This is a genomic window from Parapedobacter sp. ISTM3, assembly GCF_016533505.1.
GTDB lineage: Bacteria > Bacteroidota > Bacteroidia > Sphingobacteriales > Sphingobacteriaceae > Parapedobacter > Parapedobacter luteus.
Genome location: NZ_JAENGN010000001.1, coordinates 175,138 through 195,202 on the forward strand (window position 1 = coordinate 175,138; position 20,065 = coordinate 195,202).

Below are 20,065 nucleotides of genomic sequence, written 5' to 3' on the forward strand. Positions count from 1 at the left end.
AATCGCACCTCACCTACTACATCATTACCTCTCATCTCCTATAGTGTAAATTGTACACACATTAACTGTGGTTGAGCAGGTTGGCTTATGTTGTAATGTATTGATTGTTAATTTTTTGTTTCGATTTTATTTCCTTAATGAGAAATTATTTTAGGGGTGATGTAGGGATGTGTAAGTTGTTTTTTTGTTGGGTTAGGCCATACATCAGACTTTTGCAAAACAATACTGCTCGCGGGCTGTATTTTTTAAAACCAATTGAACTCGTAAAGTCGGGTCATGAAACACACTATATTAAAGAAAGATTAAGTAACCAATTTAATTGAGTAACGACATGAGGAATTTATTTACATGCTGCTTATTGTTGCTGTATATGTTGCCTGCCTGGGTGTACGGGCAGCAGAACAGAATAAGCGGGAAAGTGACGGACGCACTGACGTCGGGGGGGATACCTGGTGTCACTGTTATGGTAAAAGGGACATCGGCAGCCACCCAAACAGATGGAACCGGCAATTACTCCATCGAGGCAGCAGGAACGGATACGTTGATTTTCCGATCCCTCGGTTTTGCTACGCAGGAAGTGGCTATAGCTGGCCGCACATCGGTGGATGTCGTGTTGGAGGATGAAGGCACCGAATTGGAAGAAGTGGTGGTCATCGGTTACGGTACTGCCCAAAAACGGGATTTGACCGGATCGATTGCTCGAGTGAGCGGAGCTGACATTGCAGATAGGCCGGCAGCAAATCCGGTGGCTTCATTGCAAGGACGCGTATCGGGCGTGCAAGTGACTAACTCTGGTAGGCCAGGGCAGGAGCCGGACGTACGAATCCGGGGTACGAACTCCATCAATAACGTGAGGCCCTTGTATGTGGTAGATGGTATCCTAAATGACAACATTGACTTTTTGAATCCGGCAGATATCGAGTCTATGGAAATCCTGAAGGATCCTTCTTCGTTGGCCATCTTTGGTGTACGGGGTGCGAACGGTGTCATTGCCTTCACAACCAAACAGGCCAAGGCCGGTCAGCTTAACTTTAATTTTAACTCAACGGTAGGCTTCAAAAGTGTCGTAGACCGGATGGCGATGACGGATGCTGCGGGCTTCCGGATGCTTTATGATGAGCAACTGGCTAACCAGGGGTCTACACCGTTTAACTATAATGGCTGGACAGCCAATACGGATTGGCAGAATGAGATTTTTCAAACGGGGATGCTTAACTACAACAACATCAGCGTAAGCGGAGCCTCGGAAAAAAACAAATTCTATATGGGGCTGGGATATACCCTTGACCAGGGAATAATCAGGCATGAGCAACTTGATAAAATTACCGTTACCATCAACGATCAATTAAGCATAACCGATAACTTCCGGGTGGGCGTAAACTTAAATGCCTACCACGCTGACCTGCCTCCACCACAGGATATTATGGAAAGCGCGGTAGGTAGCGCATTGCGCGCAGCGCCTATCGCCCCGGTATTTAATGAAGAATATGGTCTGTATCACACCTTGCCGCTTTTTCAGCGGGCACAGATAAGTAATCCGTTGACGAATGTAGAGCTGCGGCGTGGTAACTTTATCCGCCATGAATATCGCGGCGTGGGAAGTGTATTCGGTGAGGTTGATTTTTTGCAGCACTTTACGTTCCGGGCTTCCTTCCTCGGGGACTTTGGTTTTAACAAGGATAGGTCATATACGCCGCTGAGGAATTATTACAATCCTGATTTGACGGGGGAAGATAAAACCGATCGTGTAGGATTGCTCACCGATGTGAACCAAGGACAAAACAACATGACTAAATTGCAAACAGACTGGTTGTTGACTTACAAAAATACGTTTGGTGAACATTCCCTCACTGCGTTGGTTGGATATACAACGTATAGCACCCGTTTTGAAGGACTAACCGCAAGGCGCGGCCAGGGATCGGGTGATCCGATACCCAATGATCCGGATAAATGGTTTGTTGGCATCGGATCTACGGATACACAGGAAAGTAACGGCACCGCATGGGAACGGAGGACAATTTCTTACCTAGGTCGGGTGCTATACAATTACCAAGGTAAATATCTGCTCAATGCATCATTTAGGAGAGACGGAAGCTCAGCCTTTATCGAAAGTAATCCATGGCAAAACTTTGGATCTGTCGGCGCGGCGTGGGTGATAAGTGAGGAAAACTTCCTGTCGGAGGCGTCGTTTATTGATAACCTGAAAATTAAAGGTTCTTGGGGGGTGCTGGGAAATCAAAATACCGGTGATGATTATCGATATCCGATGTTTCCCTTGTTGGTTGCAAACAGCTCCGCTGTATTTGGAAACAATATTTTCCCCGGTTATGAGCCGCAATATATCCCTGATCCAAACTTGCAATGGGAAACTGTCACAGCTTGGGAAACCGGTTTTGAGTTTACCGGTTTTGCAAGTCGGCTTACGATGGAAGCCAACTACTACAATAAACTGACGAGGCATATCATGGTGGAGGTGCCAGGTATTTTGGGCACGAAACCTGGACTTTCAAACCAGGGAACCATCAAAAACCATGGCATCGAATTAGCAGCTTCGTGGAACCAACAACTTAATGACGATTGGTCATTCTCGGTTGGGGCCAATCTAACCACCCTATCTAATGAAGTGACGTTCTTGGTGAATGAGGGCTATCAGATCTTGCGAAACGCTTCACGTACCACGGTAGGCTACCCGATCGGGTACTTCTATGGCTATGTCCACGATGGCATTTTTCAAAATGAAGCTGAGGTTGCCGCAGGCCCCACAAATGCTATGGGATCAGGCAACAACGTTTTTTTGCCGGGTGATATCCGTTATAAGGACATCAATGGCGATAACCGGATTGATGCCAGCGATAGGACAATGATTGGTAATCCTACACCCGATTTCATCTATGGAGCCAATATAAGCGTTACCTTCCGGCAGTTTGATCTCGGCGTGGAGGTGATGGGTGTACAGGGGAATGAAATTTTTCGTGATTGGAACCGTAATCAGTTTGCGCAGTTTAACTTCCAAGCAGATCGTCAGAACCGTTGGCATGGTGAGGGTACATCCAATTGGGAGCCGATACTGAATACATCGCGTGCCAACAACCGAGAGATATCTTCGTATTTTATTGAAGATGGTAGTTTCGTACGTATCCGGAATATACAGCTTGGCTATAACTTGGCCCAAGAAGTGGCAACACGGTTGCGGTTAAAGAACGTCCGGATGTTTGTCAATGCGCAAAATCCTTTCACGTTTGCTAAAAATACCGGATATACGCCGGAAATTGGAGGGTCTGCCATCCAATTTGGCGTGGATAATGGCACCTATCCTGTGCCCGCCATCTATACATTTGGTATTAACCTGAATTTCTAACCTACAGAGCTATTGAACATGAAAACGCAATATAAAAGAAAAAGATTGACTTACCTGGCACTGGGGATATTGTCTACAATCCTGGTAACCGCATGCGGAGAAGATTGGCTTGGTGGAGAGCCCCTTGGTAGATGGACCGAGGATGATATGCCTGCCGGTTCGTTGGAAGGACAGGTGTTTGGTATTTACGCTGGATTGCGGAGTGAAGGTACAAGTGGCCTTCCGTATGTGGCTATCCACAATATCCGGGCAGATGATGCCAATATCGGCGGAGGTGTCGGCGACGAGGCAGGAGCAGGGCCGATATTTGATGACTTTGGCTATCCGCTGGATTACTGGTTGATCAATAATTATTGGACCAATCATTACAGCTTGATTGCGCTGACCAACAACCTGATCAATGATGCAGATAGTCTGGAAAACCCAACGGAATTGACTGCTGTCAATGTCGGTGAGGCAAGGTTTGTCCGGGCGTTTGCCTATTTCAATTTGGTCCGCACATTTGGTGAAGTGCCGAAGATAGATTTCAGGATCTATACACAAGATCAAGCCATCGTACCCAAATCGAGCATTGCGGAGATTTACGCGTTGATTGATGAAGACCTGAACGCTGCCGTTGCCGTACTGCCCAATCGGTGGGAAGAACGGTTCAGCGGACGGATTACACGCGGTGCGGCGTTGGCTTTGCAGGCAAAAACGCATTTAGCGAGGGGGAGTTGGGGCGCTGCATTAGCTGCGGCTGAAGCGGTTATCTCATCTGGCGAATACGACTTAAGTGTCCCTTACGATATGATATTCCGGGAGGAAAGCGAAAACAGCAAGGAGTCTGTTTTTGAAATTCAGGCCCATTATACGCAAAATAATACGGGCCTAGGCATCACATTGGCTAGCAGGCAGGGTGTTCGGGGAGCAGGCGAGTTCGATCTGGGGTGGGGTTGGAATGTGCCCAATGAAATCTTATTGAGCGCATTCGAAGAGGGCGACCCGCGGAAGGATGTCACGGTACTTTATTCCGACAGTGTGAACGCGCCGTACGGCGAACGTATTCCCGGCGGACTTGAACGAGATTACTGGAACAAAAAGGTGTATACAAATCCATCGATCCGGAGATCCACCGGCAGTCGCCAAGGGCAATGGTTTAATTTTCGGGTGATACGGTATGCTGATGTGGTGCTCATGGCTGCGGAGGCCGCAAACGAAATGGGGAATACGGATTTGGCTTTGGAATACCTCGAACAGGTGCGGGCCCGTGCTAGGGGAGCGAATGTTGATATATTGCCGCCGGTGACTACACGCGATCAAGAGGAGCTTCGCCAAGCCATTCGGCATGAGCGACAGGTAGAACTGGGTATGGAAAACGAACGCTTCTATGATCTGGTCAGATGGGGTATAGACGTGGAGACGTTCCACGCGGCGGGTAAGACGAGCTATCAACCGCGGCATCGGTTCATCCCAATTCCGCAGGTCGAAATCGACCGTTCCGGTGGAGTACTTGAGCAGAATCCGGACTACCGGTAATCCTTGACAAGGACGGTGTTGGTAACATCCATCTGTCCTTTTTATTTAATTTTCTTAATCCGAATGAGAGTTTTGTTATCAATTGCGTTGTTTGGGCTGTTTCTCGCCTGTCATACAACACCTACAAATAATGAAGGGCAACCGACTTCACTATCCGACGATTCCCTGCTTACCCTGGTGCAACGCCAAACTTTCCAATACTTTTGGGAAGGTGCCGAGCCGGTGTCGGGTATGGCGCGAGAGCGTATCCATATCGATGGTGAATATCCGCAGAATGACGAGGATGTCGTTACCATCGGTGGCAGTGGCTTTGGCCTGATGGCACTATTGGTGGGTATCGAGCGCGAATTCATCACGCGGCAGGAAGGTGTCGAGCGATTTGAGCGGGTCATTGGTTACCTCGAAAAAGCCGACCGCTTCCATGGCGCTTGGCCACATTGGCTTGAAGGCCCAACGGGTAAGGCAAAGCCTTTCAGCAAAAATGACAATGGCGGTGATTTGGTAGAAACCGCTTTCATGGCGCAGGCGCTGATCTGCGTGAGGGAATATTTCCAGCAGGGCGATGAATACGAAAAGCAATTGGCTGCACGCGCCGATGCCCTCTGGAAAGCTATTGAATGGGACTGGTATCGCCAAGGCGGACAAAACGTGCTGTACTGGCACTGGAGCCCCACGGCGGGCTGGGCCGCCAACCATCCCATAAGGGGCTATGATGAATGCCTCATTACCTATATATTGGCCGCCTCTTCGCCGACCCACGGCGTCCCTGCTGAAGTGTACCATGAAGGGTGGGCCCGTGGAGGCGCTATTAAGTCAAATGCCGAACGTTATGGCCACCCGATTGAGTTGCGCCACAACGTCAGGGACAGCACGGGAGTAGGGCCGCTGTTTTGGTCGCACTATTCGTACCTCGGCCTCAATCCCAAGGGATTGAAAGACCGGTACGCCGACTATTGGCAGCTCAACACGAGTCATGCGCTTATCCATCGTAAGTATTGTATCGAAAACCCGAAGGGTTTTAAAGGGTATGGGCCCAATGCCTGGGGGCTCACGGCAAGCTATTCCATAAAGGGATACGCAGCTCACAATCCCGACGAAGACTTGGGTGTCATTGCGCCTACGGCGGCGCTGTCTTCTTTTCCGTACACGCCCGAATACAGTATGGAGGTAATACGCTACTTGTATGAGCACTTGGGGGATAAAGTGTGGGGCAAATACGGATTTTATGATGCGTACAGCGAAACAGCCGATTGGTTCCCCCAACGTTACCTCGCAATCGACCAGGGGCCGATACCTGTGATGATTGAAAACTACCGCAGTGGGTTGCTCTGGAAACTGTTTATGGGGGCACCAGAAATTAAAGAAGGATTGAAAAAGCTGGGATTCGAAAGCCCGGAGATTTAATGGGTAGTTGGTGATCCGTGATCGGTGGTGAATGGTCGGTGAGCAGTGATGAGTGGTCAGAACACCGTAAGCTATAGGCATAACGCATACAGCATAAAAAGCATGAAACATCATTGGAAATATGGTTGGTTGGTTATTGGAGCTTGGTTGCTATGCAGCGGAACCATCCGCGCCCAGGTACCGCGCACGTACTGCAATCCGATAAATATCGACTATGGTTATACACCGATTCCTAATTTTTCGGAATGGGGGCGGCATCGCGCCACGGCTGATCCCGTCATTGTGAACTACAAGGGCGACTACTATCTCTTTAGCACCAATCAGTGGGGCTATTGGTGGAGCAGCGACTTGTCGAAATGGAACTTTGTGTCCAAGAAATTTTTGCGTCCGTGGAACGGGGATGTGTATGATGAGCTCTGTGCACCGGCTGTGGGAATCGTGGGCGATACCATGCTTGTATTCGGCTCTACCTATACGGACAAGTTTACCATCTGGATGAGTACCAACCCCAAGGCCAACGAGTGGCAGCCGCTGGTCGACTCGTTCGCCATAGGCGGCTGGGACCCGGATTTTTTTACAGATGATGATGGCCGCTTCTACATGTATAATGGTAGCAGCAACCGTTATCCGCTTTACGGCATCGAATTGAACCGGCAGACCATGGAACCGATAGGCACCCGTAAGGAGCTATATCTGCTGGAAGACTGGCGCTACGGTTGGCAGCGCTTCGGCGAATACATGGATAATACCTTTCTCGACCCGTTTATCGAGGGGGCCCACATGACCAAGCACAACGGTAAGTATTACCTGCAATATGCAGCCCCGGGCACTGAGTTCAGCGGGTATGCCGATGGGGTGGCTGTTGGTGACAGCCCCCTGGGTCCGTTTGCAACACAGTCTGACCCACTGAGCTATAAACCTGGTGGCTTTGCGCGGGGCGCGGGACATGGGGCGACATTCCAGGATAACGATGGCAACTATTGGCATGTGGCAACCGTTGTCTTAGGCGTAAAAAATAATTTCGAACGGAGGCTGGGCATGTGGCCCGCGGCGTTCGATGCTGACGGTGTGATGTATTGTAACACCGTATTTGGGGATTATCCGCATTATCTGCCCGACGGACCTACTGATCATCTGCGGAGCAGGTTTACGGGCTGGATGCTGCTCAATTACAACAAGCCGGTGCAAGTGTCTTCCACCCTTGGCGCGGCGTATCCGGCAAACCATGCCGTGGATGAGAGCATGAAGACCTATTGGAGCGCCGCCAGCGGCGATAAGGGCGAATGGATACAAAGTGATCTTGGAGCCGTCAGTACCGTACACGCCGTCCAGATTAATTATGCCGATCAGGATGCAGATAGTGCCTATTTAGGTAAAATGCAGGGCATATATCACCGATACATCCTATCTTACTCGGAGGACGGCAAACGCTGGAAGGTACTGGTAGATAAGAGCCAAAATGATACCGATGTCCCGCATGATTACGTGGAACTTGAGGCTCCGGTACAAGCGCGGTATATCCGGCTGGAAAACATACACATGCCTACCGGAAAATTTGCCATCAGCGGCCTTCGCGTGTTTGGGAGGGGGCAGGGCCGCAAGCCTGATTCGGTGGAGGATTTTATCGTCATGCGCACGGAAAAAGATAAGCGTAGTGCGTGGATCAAGTGGAGCCCCGTAGACGACGCGTATGCGTACAACATCTATACCGGCCTGGCACCGGATAAGCTGTACAACTGCATCATGGTGCATGGTGCCAACGAGTATTATTACAAGGCGATGGACAGCCAAAAGCCTTACTACTTTGCCATCGAGGCGATCAATGAAAACGGGGTGTCCGCGAGGAGTGAAGTAAAACGGGTTGAATAGAACAAACGACTGATGAAAAGGATTTTTTTGTTTTTGGGTATTTGGGGGGCGGTGGTTTTCGGATATGCCCAGCCCGGCAAACCGTATAATGTGGTGTTCATCTTGAGCGATGACCACCGGTATGACTTCATGGGATTCATGGACAAGGTACCCCATCTGGAAACACCCCATATGGACCGCATGGCGCGGGAAGGGGCGCACCTGGAGAATGCTTTTGTTTCTACTTCCCTCTGTTCGCCCAGCCGGGCGTCTATTCTTACCGGTCAATATGCGCATACGCATACCATTGTAGATAACAATGCGCCCATGCCCGAAGGGCTCACCTTCTTTCCGCAGTATATGCAGCAAAAGGGGTATAAAACCGGGTTTTTCGGCAAGTGGCATATGGGTAATGAAGGTGCGGGTAAACAGCCCGGGTTCGACCAGTGGGTGAGCTTCAGGGGGCAGGGGGTGTACTATTCGCCGACGTTCAATATCAACGGGGAGGAAGTGAAGCAGCCCGAAGGAAGCTACACGACCGATCTGCTGACCGAATATGCCATCGACTGGCTTAACAGCTTAGACAGCGAGCAGCCGTTTTTCCTGTACCTATCTCACAAGGGCGTGCATGCTGAGTTCGAGCCTGCCGAAAGGCACCGGGGGACTTATAAAGACATGCCGGTTGTGACCCCGCCTTCCATGTACCTGACCGCGACAGACAGTAGCATGCGGGTGGGTACCGAAACGCCTTACGATGGCCCGGTGAACCGGGAAGATATACCGGAATGGGTGCGCAAACAACGATACAGCTGGCATGGCGTGGATTATATGTACGATGGAGCGATCGTATTTGAGGATTTCTATCGCCAGTACTGCGAGACGCTCCGCAGCGTTGATGAGAGCATCGGCGCTGTTATCGCCTGGCTTGAGGAGCGGGGCCTCGCCGAAAATACACTGGTGGTTTACATGGGTGACAATGGGTTCCTTTTCGGTGAACATGGCCTGATCGACAAGCGGAACGCGTACGAGGCATCTATGCGGGTACCGCTGCTGGCCTGGTCGCCGAAATTGGTCAAGCCGCAAACGAAAATCAGCCAGATGGTGATGAATGTCGATATCGGTCCTACCGTCCTCGACTTGATCGGTATGGAAAAACCGGAGCAGATGCAGGGTTATTCTTTCCTGCCGTTACTGCAGGGTAAGTCTATCGAAGGGTGGCGCGATAAGGTGTATTACGAATATTATTGGGAATGGGCATTCCCGCAAACGCCCACTATCTTTGCCGTACGCACCGACCGATACAAATATATTTTTAACCACGGGCTATGGGATGCCAATGAGCTGTATGACCTGGAGAATGATCCGTATGAAATGAACAACCTGATCCGCGATCCCCAGTCGCAGGAGATTGCCGGTCAGTTGAAGAAAGAACTCTGGGACTGGCTGGAGGCTACAGATGGTATGCAGATACCTCTTAAAAGGATTGATCAGAAACGTATCGATCACCGCTACCGTGGCACATATTGATGCTTTATCACGTATAACAATTATGAAAACACATACTCAACTGGTGATTCTCGCTTGCTTAGCCCTTGGTATAGTCAAGAACGAGGCATTTTCCCAACAACATAACAACGATATGGACCGCTTTGTCAGCGAACTGATGAGCCGGATGACCATCGATGAGAAAATCGGACAGCTCAATTTGGTCACTGCGGGAGAGGCTGTGACCGGATCAGTGGTCAGTACCGACGTGGAATCCAAAATCAAAGAAGGAAAGATCGGCGGGATCTTCAGCATGAGCACGCCGCAGCGTATCCGTGCTGCACAGGAACTGGCGGTCAATCACTCAAGACTGAAAATTCCCATCATTTTCGGAATGGATGTTATTCATGGTTATAAAACGATGTTTCCGATTCCGCTGGGCCTTGCGGCTTCCTGGGATATGGAACTTATCCAGGAGACTGCACGCATTGCTGCCATGGAGGCTTCAGCTGACGGGTTGAACTGGACATTCTCACCCATGGTAGATATCTCGCGTGACGCACGCTGGGGGCGGATATCCGAAGGTAGCGGCGAAGACACCTACCTTGGGTCGCGCATTGCTGAGGCGATGGTACGGGGCTATCAGGGTGACGACCTCGCCGCTCATAACACGTTGATGGCGTGTGTTAAGCATTTTGCGCTATATGGGGCTGCTGAGGCAGGGCGCGACTATAATACAACGGATATGAGCCTGCACCGCATGTATAACGAATACTTGCCTCCGTACAAAGCGGCTATCGATGCAGGGGCTGGTAGTGTGATGACCGCTTTCAATGACATCAACGGGGTGCCCGCTACAGCCAATAAATGGTTGATGACGGATGTGTTGCGCAATCAATGGGGGTTCACCGGGTTTGTCGTGACGGATTATACGGCAGTCAACGAACTTATTGACCACGGGTTAGGCGACTTACAGGAAGTGTCTGCCCTATCGCTGAAGGCCGGGGTGGAAATGGATATGGTGGGCGAGGGATTTCTGACTACACTGAAAAAATCGTTGGACGAAGGTAAAGTAAGCGCGGCCGATATCGATCGTGCCTGCCGGCTCGTATTGGAGGCGAAGTATAAACTCGGGCTGTTTGAAGATCCGTTCCGTTATATCGATGATAACCGGGCAAAGGAAGTGATTCTGAACGCCGAACATTTGGCCAAGGCGCGAACGGCTGCAGGAAAGTCGTTCGTGTTGCTGAAAAATGAAGGGCATGTACTGCCTCTTAAAAAGCAGGGGACGGTAGCACTGATCGGGCCACTGACGAATACCGGCGCCAACATGCCGGGCACGTGGAGTGTGAGCGCTGATCTGGAAAACACGCCTTCCCTGCTGGAGGGAATGTGTGATGCGTTGGGTAACCAGGTGAAGATTGTCCATCACCACGGGTCGAACCTGCTGGAGGATGCAGCGTATCAAGAGCGGGCCACGATGTTCGGGCGTACCATACCCCGCGATGAACGGCCCGAGCAGGAGGTGATCGCCGAGGCTTTGGCAGTCGCCGGACAGGCGGATGTGATCATTGCGGCCTTGGGAGAAAGTTCGGAGATGAGCGGCGAGAGCTCCAGCCGTACCGATATCAGCATTCCTGCTGTACAGCAACGGTTATTGGCCAAGTTGCTGGAGACCGGCAAGCCGGTGGTGCTGGTGCTGTTCACAGGACGGCCACTTACGCTTACCTGGGAAAATGAGCATGTGCCCGCCATCCTGAATGTGTGGTTCGGGGGTACGGAAACCGGAAAGGCCGTGGCTGATGTGCTCTTTGGGGATGTAAATCCCTCGGGGAAATTGCCGGCCACGTTTCCGCAGCACGTGGGACAAGTGCCTTTGTACTACAGCCATAAAAACACGGGACGGCCATTGGCAGATGGGCAGTGGTTTCAAAAATTTCGCTCCAATTACCTCGACGTGAGCAACGATCCGCTTTATCCTTTTGGATATGGACTGAGCTATACGACGTTTGCCTACGGTGAGTTGACGCTCAGTACGACCGAGCTCCAGCGGGACGGTAAGCTCCAGGTCAGCGTGGATGTGGCCAATACGGGTGATTATGCCGGTGAGGAAGTCGTGCAGCTGTACATCCGTGATTTGGCTGGGTCGGTGACGCGCCCGGTCAAAGAGCTTAAGGGGTTCCGTAAGCTGCACTTGGCGCCGGGGCAGTCGCAACAGGTCACCTTTGACTTGACGGAAGAAGATCTCAAGTTTTACAACGCCGAACTGGAATATGTTGCCGAACCGGGGGAATTTGCCGTGTTTGTGGGCACAAATGCCCGTGATGTGCAGGAAAAACGTTTCACGCTACAGTGATAAATAACGAAGACCGGACCTGTGGTGCGAGGTTACGGGTACGGTGCCCTTTTCCGGTGGTGTCTTCAACCAAGATGATTTCGCCGGGTTGGAATTGCCGCTTTTCGCCCGTAGAAGTTTCGATTTCCACGCCGATATCCAGCATCACGATGAATTGTCGCTGTGGCGCGTTATGAAATGTATAATCGTAACCGGCAGGAACCTTGCGGAAGATAATTTCCCGGACCGGATATCGCTCAGAAAGGTAGCCAATAGGACCCGCGTCGGTAAGGGGATACCTTATGGTTTCGAAGCGGCTATCACCCTTTTCATCCGTATATAAGCGAGTGACGTCAAACGTTTCCATCGTTGGGCTGTTTCTCCATTAAATGATTCCATTCGGGGTGCCGCTTCAGGTATGCCTGCACATAAGGGCACAACGGTATCAATAGTTCGCCGTTTTGCTCGATGTGGGTAAATACCTTGCCTACCAGCGAGGCGGCTACGCCACGGCCTTCCAAGGTTGCGGGCACCTCCGTGTGGATAAGGTATACCCGTTTGCCATGTTGTTTATAATCGATGAAAGCCACTTGGCCGTCTATCGTTAGCTGGTATTGACGTTGTGTTTCATCTTTTACGATGGGCATTTGTTGTAGTTCCATAAATATAACGTTGAAATGTCAGGTCAAAACAAATTCATTCGCCAGCAATGTTTCATCAGCGCTGATACTATGCGGCTTCTGAGGATAAATTTCCATTTTGACATCGGCCCCCATTTCACGGAGGACAACGACACTTTCTCCAATTCGGTACAGTGGTACATGCGGGTCGTTGTCCCCGGCGGTGATCAGGATGGGGGTGCCGTCGAAATTGCCCTGATAATTGGCCATATTCAGTGTTTCGCCAATAAGCCCGCCGGTAAACGCTATCACGCCGCCATACCGCTTGGCACGGCGTGCCACGTATTCTAATGTAAGGCAAGCTCCCTGTGAAAAGCCGACGAAATAAAGCTGATCGGGAGTGATGCCGTGCCCGGCAGCTTCCGCAACCACTTCATCCAAGAGGGCAAGCCCCGAGTCCAAAGCAGGTTGGTTGTTGGCTACCGGTGCCAGAAAGCTATAAGGATACCACGAGTTGTTGGTAGCCTGGGGAGCAAACAACAGCGCGTCTTCGACGTGTAGGTGGCGCTGCAGGGAGAGAATGCCTTGTGCAGTGCTGCCCCGTCCGTGGAGCAGCACTACGGCTTTTTTGGCGTGTGCAGCCAATTTGCCAGTTTGTATGATTTGTTTTTCGTGCGTGTACATAGCAGATTAATCTAATTGCGGTAAAACTTGCTCAATCCGCTTGCGGTACCCTTCATATTGCGACGGCAATTTGAGTCCGCTGCCAAGCTCCGCTACGGTTTCATCCGTGGCGAAACCGGGATTGTCCGTGGCAATCTCAAACAATACGCCGCCCGGTTCACGGAAGTAGAGCGAATAAAAGTAATTGCGGTCGATTTTCTCCGTGATGTTGAGTCCTTGGGCGATGATCTTTTCCCTGAAGTGCATCAATGCAGCTTCATCCTTGACCCGGAAAGCGACGTGATGGACGGAACCGCCTGCAACGAGCCCCACGGCTTCGCCGGGAGCCTCGACGATGTCCACCAACGCCGCATGCGCTACCGTATCGGTAATAAAACGGTAGCGGTTTACCTCCTGTTGGAGGAGACGATAACCGAATATCTCAGTCAAGATACGTGCAGTGGCGTCCATCTTGGTGGTGGTGATGGTGATGTGGTGGAATCCGCGCGTGGCGTGGTCGGCTTTTACTTCGTCAGTTTCCCAAGGTGTACGGGTATCCGTTTTTTGGGGAACGGTGAGTTCCAGCTTCAGGCCATCGGGGTCGATGAACGAAAGGTACTGTTCGCCGAATTTTTCAGCGACGTTATTATAAATAATGTTGTTGGCGTCAAGCCGTTGCCGCCAAAACTCAAGGCTTCCTTGGGGTACTGCATAACCGATTTCGGTGACTTGCTGGGTGCCGCGGCGACCTTGGCGCACGCGGTTACCCCACGGGAAAAAAGTGAGGATGGTACCCGGCGTACCCACTTCATCACCGAAATAGAAGTGATACGTCTCGGGGTCATCGAAATTGACGGTTTTCTTGACCATCCGTAAGCCTAATATACGGGTATAAAAATCGTAGTTACGTTTGGCGTCCCCCGCGATGGCGGTGATGTGGTGGATGCCCAAAATGCTGTTGTCCATGATATTATCCTTTCTTTGTTGATGCAAAAATAGAAAGGTCATATCCCCTGCACATTAACCTATGACAAGAAATGGCCTTGTGTATTTAATACAAATAATTGTTATGTTTGATTCAACAAACAATAAACTTAACGATGTTTGCTGTCATTAACGATTATGTAAGCCGCTGCGCAAACTTTTCGCCGGACGACCTTGCGGTATTCAACAGGTTATTAAAAGCCAAATCAGTGAAGCGAAAGCAGTTGCTGCTACGGCAGGGCGAAGTTTGTGATTTTGAGGCGTACATCGTAAAAGGGTGCATCCGTACTTATTATATCGACGAAAATGGCAGCGAAGTGATTTTGCAGTTTGCTGTTGAGGATTGGTGGGTAAGTGACATCGGGAGCTTCCATGAACATAAACCCAGCCTCCTGTATATCGAAGCCATGGAGGATAGCGAGCTACTGACGCTTAATCCATCGCGCAAAGAAGAATTATTGGCAAAGGTGCCCAAATTTGAGCGGGTTTTTCGGCTCATGGTGCAACGCCATCTATCTGCTCTGGAGCATCGGCTGATTCGCACGATTGCCCAAACGGCAGAAGAGCGGTATCTGGAGTTTGTCCGGCAATACCCCAAAATCGTGCTGCGTGTACCACAACATTATATCGCATCTTACTTGGGGATGACGCCTGAATTTTTAAGTAAGGTAAGAAAGCGGTTGGCTACACGTAAAGACTAAAAGCGGCGTAAAAGTTCCCAGCCTTTACACCGCTTTTGTCAAATAAAAAATAAACAAATAGGTTTATAATTGGTTAGCAAATTTTTGTCCCAGTTTTAAGACGTGGAAGTCTATCATCAATTTATGTTTACAATATCGAGTAATTCACGATTCACTTACCTTTTTGATTTTCCCAAAAGCAACTGAATCAATACCATTTTCCCCTGTTATGGCTACAAACGTATGAATATAAATTATTACCGCAAAGGTTTTTTTTAAAAATAAGTGAGTAAACACTCACAATAATTTGCTTTATCCTTTTAGCAGGGCATTGCAAAAAAGCGCAGTTTTATGCTGCGCTTTTTTGTATTGGATGAAATATCTCCTAATCCATCAACGGAATGCCCGCTCGTCAAGGTGTTTTTCCATATCAAGCAAATCGATGCCGCGCTCCCACCAATCAGGCGCCGGCTTGCCTTTGAGGTGATGGTCAAAAAATTCAAGCATCCGTACGGCATAGTCTTTTTTATTGGGATCTTTCGCGATACCGTGATTTTCGCCTTTATACGTAATCATCACCACGGGCTTATTAAGCCTGCGTAAACCATTGTAATATTCGATGCCCTGCGTGTAATCTACCGCGCCATCTTTATCGTTATGGAGCAGCAGTAATGGGGTTTGCACTTGTTTGATGTGAAAAATAGGCGAATTGCGGGTGAATGCCTCCCAGTTGTCCCAGTAACCAGGAGTGAGCCTGCCTTGGCTGGCTTCGAATATGGGCTGGTTGGTGCTGCCGCTGTTCCAATAAATGAGGCTGTACATGCTAATCATGTTGGTGAGCGGTGCGCCGGCTGCCGCTGCTTTAAAGATGTTGGTCTGCGTGATCAGGAATGAGGTTTGATAACCGCCCCATGAGTGCCCGTGTATGGCTACGTTATCACTATCGACAATGCCTGTAGCGATGGCTGCCTTGACTGCAGGAATTACGCAAGCTACGGCTGACATACCCGGATCATTGAGCTTATATTTGATGTCGGGCATCAGTACCGCATAACCATTGCTGGTATACACTGTCCGATTGAAGCCGCCGCCGGGGTAGGCGGGCATGGCATAGCTGTTGAGGCCCTGGGTGAGCCGCTCGTAGATATAGGTGATGGTGGGGTAATGCTTCCCTTCCTCATAGCCTGCGGGCAAGTATAAAGCAGCCTGGAGGGTGTCTCCATGATCACTTACGTAATTAATCAGCCTTACACCGGATGACCAGGCGTAGTGTTTTTGGTCAGGGGTGTTTTCGGTCAGTTGGGTGGCGTTGGCGAGGTCGGGAGCGGAGCTCGCCAGCCATTCTGGTGATTTGACGCTGTTTTCTTTTGTAAACGTAAATACCGGTTTATCTTCGGCTTTTTGTAGGCCGCTGTAGCCGTGGTCATCCATAAACAAAAGCTGCAAGCTTGTTTTGCCTGCCCCCAGCAGTGCGATGCCGCTTTGTTTCGTGGCATCGTTGAACACAGCGAAGTACTGCGGTTTTTTTAAGTCGATCGCTTTGTCATTCGGATAAATGCGATAGGCACCCGCTACCTGCGTCTTGGTCTGTTTCCAATTGTCAGACAATGATAGGGCGTGTTTGCCGTCGGCGGTGATACGCCAAAGGTCATAATTGTCGCGAATAAAAACAAACTTCGAATCTTCCGACCATCCGAAATGAGGCGTGGCCGGTTTGGTGACGTTATGGTCATCCTTTTCATTCACAAACGACGCGTCGACTTGCGCGGTGAGTGGGTAGGTCTGCCGGGTGGTGAGATCAATCGAATAGAATGCGCCGTCTTGATAATAGCTAATCAGCTTACCGTTCGGTGCAAAGGGAATCCCTCGTGCGGCAGACTGGTAGTATTTTTCGAGCAACAGGGTTTTTTCGCCGTTTTTAGTGTCAATCAGGTAGAGGTCGACGTAACTTTGTCCATCCAAGCTGTTGCTCCATTCGTAAGGCGAATAATCGTAGCCCAGCGCATACAGCTGCTTGGGGCCTATGGTGACGTTTCGCATGGTGCTGTCTGCCAACTGGATGAAGCGGTTGTCTGCCAGACGATATGCGGCGGCAAAGCTGAAATTTTTGTCGCGTTGCTGCTGTACCTGCTGGGCTGATTGCAGGCGTTTATCCTGCCAATTCCAAATGATCACGTCTGGTTTTTCAACATCCGCTTTGTCTTTAGGTTTGGCCGCTATCGCCGTTTTGCCCGCTTGGGAAGTGTCTGCTTTGGCGATTACTGCGGAGTCGGCCTTGATGCTGTCTTTGCTGGCTACCGAATCCGCGTTGCCAGGCCCGTCCGCTTTGCCGGCTTTCTTCTCCAGCTTGGCGATGCCGAAGAAAAGCGTGCTCAGATCGTCAGACCAAAACACATCGCCATGCTCACTGATGCCTTTCCCTTTGGGGAAGTGTTCATCATCGATACCCGAGTAAATGACCTTTGCGGTATGATCGCCGTTGATGCGGCTGATGCCAATGACACTATATACAGGAGTCTTATAAGCTTCGTCTTTCTTGGCTTTGAGCAACGCGAAGGCAGTGCCTTCATCGTTCCAACGGATACGGCTGTAGGAGGCCTTGTCATTGTCAAGAGCTGTGGTAATCCCGGTAGCCATATCGCGTAAGAAGATGCCGTTGCCGTTTTGCCCGTTGGCATCCACGGTGTACGCGAGGTAGTTGCCCGTTTTATTAAACGCATAGGCTGATACATTGCCCAGGTTGAAGCTCTTCTCGGTCGCTAGATGATATAACAGTAGGTCTGTGCCTTTAGGGGCATCATCGCCTTTTGGTGCTCCGTCCGGTGCGGCAAAGCTAACGGCTATCCAGGCCGGCTGCTCGCCGGAAAAACCGAAGTCTTTGATTTTTTCAAAGACCACCTTTTGGGTATCCGGCAACGAAATAACGTGCAGTTTGCTGTAGAGGGGTTTCCGTGCTTTTTCCGCTGCCTTGGCTTCGGCGCGTTTAGGCGACTCGCGAAATGCGGCATATTTTCCATCGCGGCTAAATACGGCCGTAGTTGCGGTGCCCCCTATGGCAAAATCATACCGCAAGGTATCCTGGGTATGGCGCAAGACGAGTTTTAGATCGCCTTCCGTAGGTCCATCTACCCATGCCAGCCACTGGCCATCGGGCGATAGGGCCGTGTTGTAAGGGCGTATGTACTGCCAGGCGGCGATATCCTGCCACGTCAATGGGGGTTTTTCTTGGGCACGTATTCCGATAGTAGAAAATGCGGCCACGAAAAGGAAAAGGGAAAGCAGTGTTTTCTTCATTGTGCTACGGTGAATTTGGTGTTACTTGTAATGTGTAGGCTAAAATATCGCTTTTTGCCAGTTCTTTTGCAAGAAATGCAAATTTTTGATATCGTTTATTTACGGCCGCTTATTGAATGCCAAGCATTTTGCATAAGTTTGCCCTTGAAATGAAGATTTGGCAAAAAAATACCGACGTAGATCGTTTCGTAGAGGCATTCACGGTGGGCAATGACCGCGAACTCGATTTGCAATTGGCGGCTGCGGATGTCTTGGGATCATTGGCACATACCCGCATGCTGCATACCATTGGGTTGCTGGATAGCCGGGACTTGGCTGCGGTGCAAGATGGACTCAAGGCGCTGTACCGTGAGGTCATAGCCGGTGACTTTTCCATTGGCGAACATGTGGAAGATGTGCATTCGCAGGTGGAGCTGCTGCTCACACAGCGCATCGGCGATGCAGGGAAAAAAATCCACAGTGGCCGCTCCCGCAACGATCAGGTTTTGGTGGATCTGAAGCTTTTTTTCCGTACCGAAATCGAACGCATGGTCAAAAATACGGGGGACCTGTTTAACCGGCTTGTTTCGTTGAGCGACAAATACCAATCGGTGTTGCTGCCGGGTTATACCCACCTGCAGATAGCCATGCCGTCTTCATTCGGGCTTTGGTTTGGTGCCTATGCCGAGAGCCTGGTAGACGATATGGAGGTGATGCTGGCCGCTTGGAAAGTATGCAATAAAAACCCCCTCGGCTCTGCCGCTGGCTATGGATCGTCGTTTCCGCTTAACCGGAGGCTGACCACGGAATTGCTTGGATTTGAAACCCTCAATTACAATGTGGTGTATGCGCAGATGGGGCGCGGAAAGACCGAGCGTATACTGGCACAAGCGATGAGTTCGGTAGCGGCCACCCTGGCCAAACTGGCTATGGATATCTGTCTGTACATCAACCAAAATTTTGGTTTTATAGGCTTCCCGGACCACCTGACTACAGGTTCCAGCATCATGCCTCATAAGAAAAATCCAGATGTGTTCGAATTGGTAAGGGGCCGGTGTAATAAGATACAAGCGTTGCCCAACGAAATAGCCTTGATGACGACAAACTTGCCGTCCGGCTACCACCGCGATTTGCAATTGCTCAAAGAAAATCTTTTTCCTGCCTTTAAATCCCTAAATGAGTGTTTGGAGATTACGGCGTTTATGCTGGACCATATCCAAATCAAAGACGATATACTGGCAGACCCCAAGTACGATTACTTATTCAGCGTGGAAGTGGTAAACGATGAAGTGCGGAAAGGCATTCCGTTTCGTGAAGCTTACCGCAACATTGGATTAGCCATTGAGGCGGGTACGTTTAAACCGCAAAAAGCCGTCAATCACACACACGAAGGCAGTATTGGTAACCTTTGCAATGCTGAAATCCGACAGGCCTTTGACGCGGTGGTCACAGCATTCGGATTCGAGCGGGTAAACGAAGCTCTACGTAAATTGGTGGACTGAATCAACCGCGCTCGCGTGCATTCAAACCGTGCTCTTTGAGCAGTTGCAATAGTTTGTCCACATCGATTGGTTTGGCGATGTAGCCATCGGCTCCGGCCTCCAAGCATTTCTCCCTATCGCCGCGCATCGCTTGTGCGGTGACGGCAATCACGGCTAAATGGGCATACCGGCTATCGCCCTTGATGGCTGTGAGCGTTTGATAGCCATCCATGTCGGGCATCATCATATCTAAAAGCACCAAACTTATCTGGGGATGATGTTTTAATAATTCCAAGCCTTCCGCTGCGCTGGTAGCCGACAAGCAGGGATAGCCTTTTGTTTTCAGCGTGAGTGCCAGCGCAAAAATATTCCGGGCGTCGTCATCAATAATAAGAATTTTCTTTTCCATGGCAATC

General features: G+C 50.2%; 14 protein-coding genes. 8 read left to right on the plus strand and 6 right to left on the minus strand.

The window, feature by feature from the left end; all coding sequences use genetic code 11:
• Positions 1-331: 331 nt before the first annotated feature.
• The 6 genes from JHJ32_RS00825 to bglX all read left to right on the plus strand — a co-directional run bounded on the left by JHJ32_RS00825 (position 332) and on the right by bglX (position 11,969).
• Positions 332-3,358: a TonB-dependent receptor gene (locus JHJ32_RS00825; RefSeq protein ID WP_200119220.1), complete on the plus strand. Its 3,027-nt coding sequence runs from the start codon at positions 332-334 to the stop codon at positions 3,356-3,358.
• An 18-nt stretch (positions 3,359-3,376) separates the two neighbouring features.
• Positions 3,377-4,876 carry a RagB/SusD family nutrient uptake outer membrane protein gene (locus JHJ32_RS00830; protein ID WP_200119222.1) on the plus strand — a complete coding sequence of 500 codons (1,500 nt, stop codon included), beginning with the start codon at positions 3,377-3,379 and terminating at the stop codon, positions 4,874-4,876.
• 63 nt (positions 4,877-4,939) lie between these two features.
• Positions 4,940-6,280, plus strand: coding sequence for a glucoamylase family protein (locus tag JHJ32_RS00835; RefSeq protein ID WP_200119223.1), 1,341 nt, complete (start codon positions 4,940-4,942; stop codon positions 6,278-6,280).
• A 102-nt stretch (positions 6,281-6,382) separates the two neighbouring features.
• Positions 6,383-8,149 carry a family 43 glycosylhydrolase gene (locus JHJ32_RS00840; RefSeq protein ID WP_200119224.1) on the plus strand — a complete coding sequence of 589 codons (1,767 nt, stop codon included), beginning with the start codon at positions 6,383-6,385 and terminating at the stop codon, positions 8,147-8,149.
• Between the two features lie 12 nt (positions 8,150-8,161).
• A complete protein-coding gene (locus JHJ32_RS00845) occupies positions 8,162-9,655 on the plus strand; it encodes a sulfatase (protein ID WP_200119225.1) in 1,494 nt (497 codons plus the stop codon).
• A 22-nt stretch (positions 9,656-9,677) separates the two neighbouring features.
• The gene (bglX, locus tag JHJ32_RS00850; RefSeq protein WP_200119226.1) at positions 9,678-11,969 is read left to right on the plus strand and encodes a beta-glucosidase BglX; all 2,292 of its coding nucleotides are present in this window, start codon (positions 9,678-9,680) and stop codon (positions 11,967-11,969) included.
• Here bglX and JHJ32_RS00855 read toward each other — a convergent pair.
• The 4 genes from JHJ32_RS00855 to JHJ32_RS00870 are packed head-to-tail and all read right to left on the minus strand — an operon-like array spanning position 11,956 to position 14,197.
• Positions 11,956-12,315, minus strand: coding sequence for a hypothetical protein (locus JHJ32_RS00855; RefSeq protein ID WP_079717305.1), 360 nt, complete (start codon positions 12,313-12,315; stop codon positions 11,956-11,958). The genes bglX and JHJ32_RS00855 overlap by 14 nt on opposite strands.
• Positions 12,302-12,610, minus strand: a complete 309-nt coding sequence (locus tag JHJ32_RS00860; RefSeq protein WP_200119227.1) for a GNAT family N-acetyltransferase — start codon at positions 12,608-12,610, stop codon at positions 12,302-12,304. Before JHJ32_RS00860 ends, JHJ32_RS00855 begins: the two co-directional genes overlap by 14 nt.
• Before the next feature lie 18 nt (positions 12,611-12,628).
• Positions 12,629-13,252 (minus strand): alpha/beta hydrolase, encoded by a 624-nt coding sequence (locus tag JHJ32_RS00865; RefSeq protein WP_200119229.1) that lies wholly within the window; start codon positions 13,250-13,252, stop codon positions 12,629-12,631.
• Between the two features lie 6 nt (positions 13,253-13,258).
• The gene (locus JHJ32_RS00870) at positions 13,259-14,197 is read right to left on the minus strand and encodes a ring-cleaving dioxygenase (protein WP_079717302.1); all 939 of its coding nucleotides are present in this window, start codon (positions 14,195-14,197) and stop codon (positions 13,259-13,261) included.
• 134 nt (positions 14,198-14,331) lie between these two features.
• On the opposite strand from JHJ32_RS00870, the gene JHJ32_RS00875 reads away from it, so the two are divergent.
• On the plus strand, positions 14,332-14,916 hold the full coding sequence (locus JHJ32_RS00875) for a Crp/Fnr family transcriptional regulator (protein ID WP_079717301.1): 585 nt from the start codon (positions 14,332-14,334) through the stop codon (positions 14,914-14,916).
• 372 nt (positions 14,917-15,288) lie between these two features.
• Here JHJ32_RS00875 and JHJ32_RS00880 read toward each other — a convergent pair whose 3' ends face one another.
• Positions 15,289-18,189, minus strand: a complete 2,901-nt coding sequence (locus tag JHJ32_RS00880; protein ID WP_200119231.1) for a S9 family peptidase — start codon at positions 18,187-18,189, stop codon at positions 15,289-15,291.
• Between the two features lie 149 nt (positions 18,190-18,338).
• Here JHJ32_RS00880 and argH point away from each other — a divergent pair, with 149 nt between their 5' ends.
• Positions 18,339-19,670: an argininosuccinate lyase gene (argH, locus tag JHJ32_RS00885; protein ID WP_200119233.1), complete on the plus strand. Its 1,332-nt coding sequence runs from the start codon at positions 18,339-18,341 to the stop codon at positions 19,668-19,670.
• Between the two features lies 1 nt (position 19,671).
• Here argH and JHJ32_RS00890 read toward each other — a convergent pair whose 3' ends face one another.
• Positions 19,672-20,058: a response regulator gene (locus JHJ32_RS00890; RefSeq protein ID WP_200119235.1), complete on the minus strand. Its 387-nt coding sequence runs from the start codon at positions 20,056-20,058 to the stop codon at positions 19,672-19,674.
• Between the last annotated feature and the right edge of the window lie 7 nt (positions 20,059-20,065).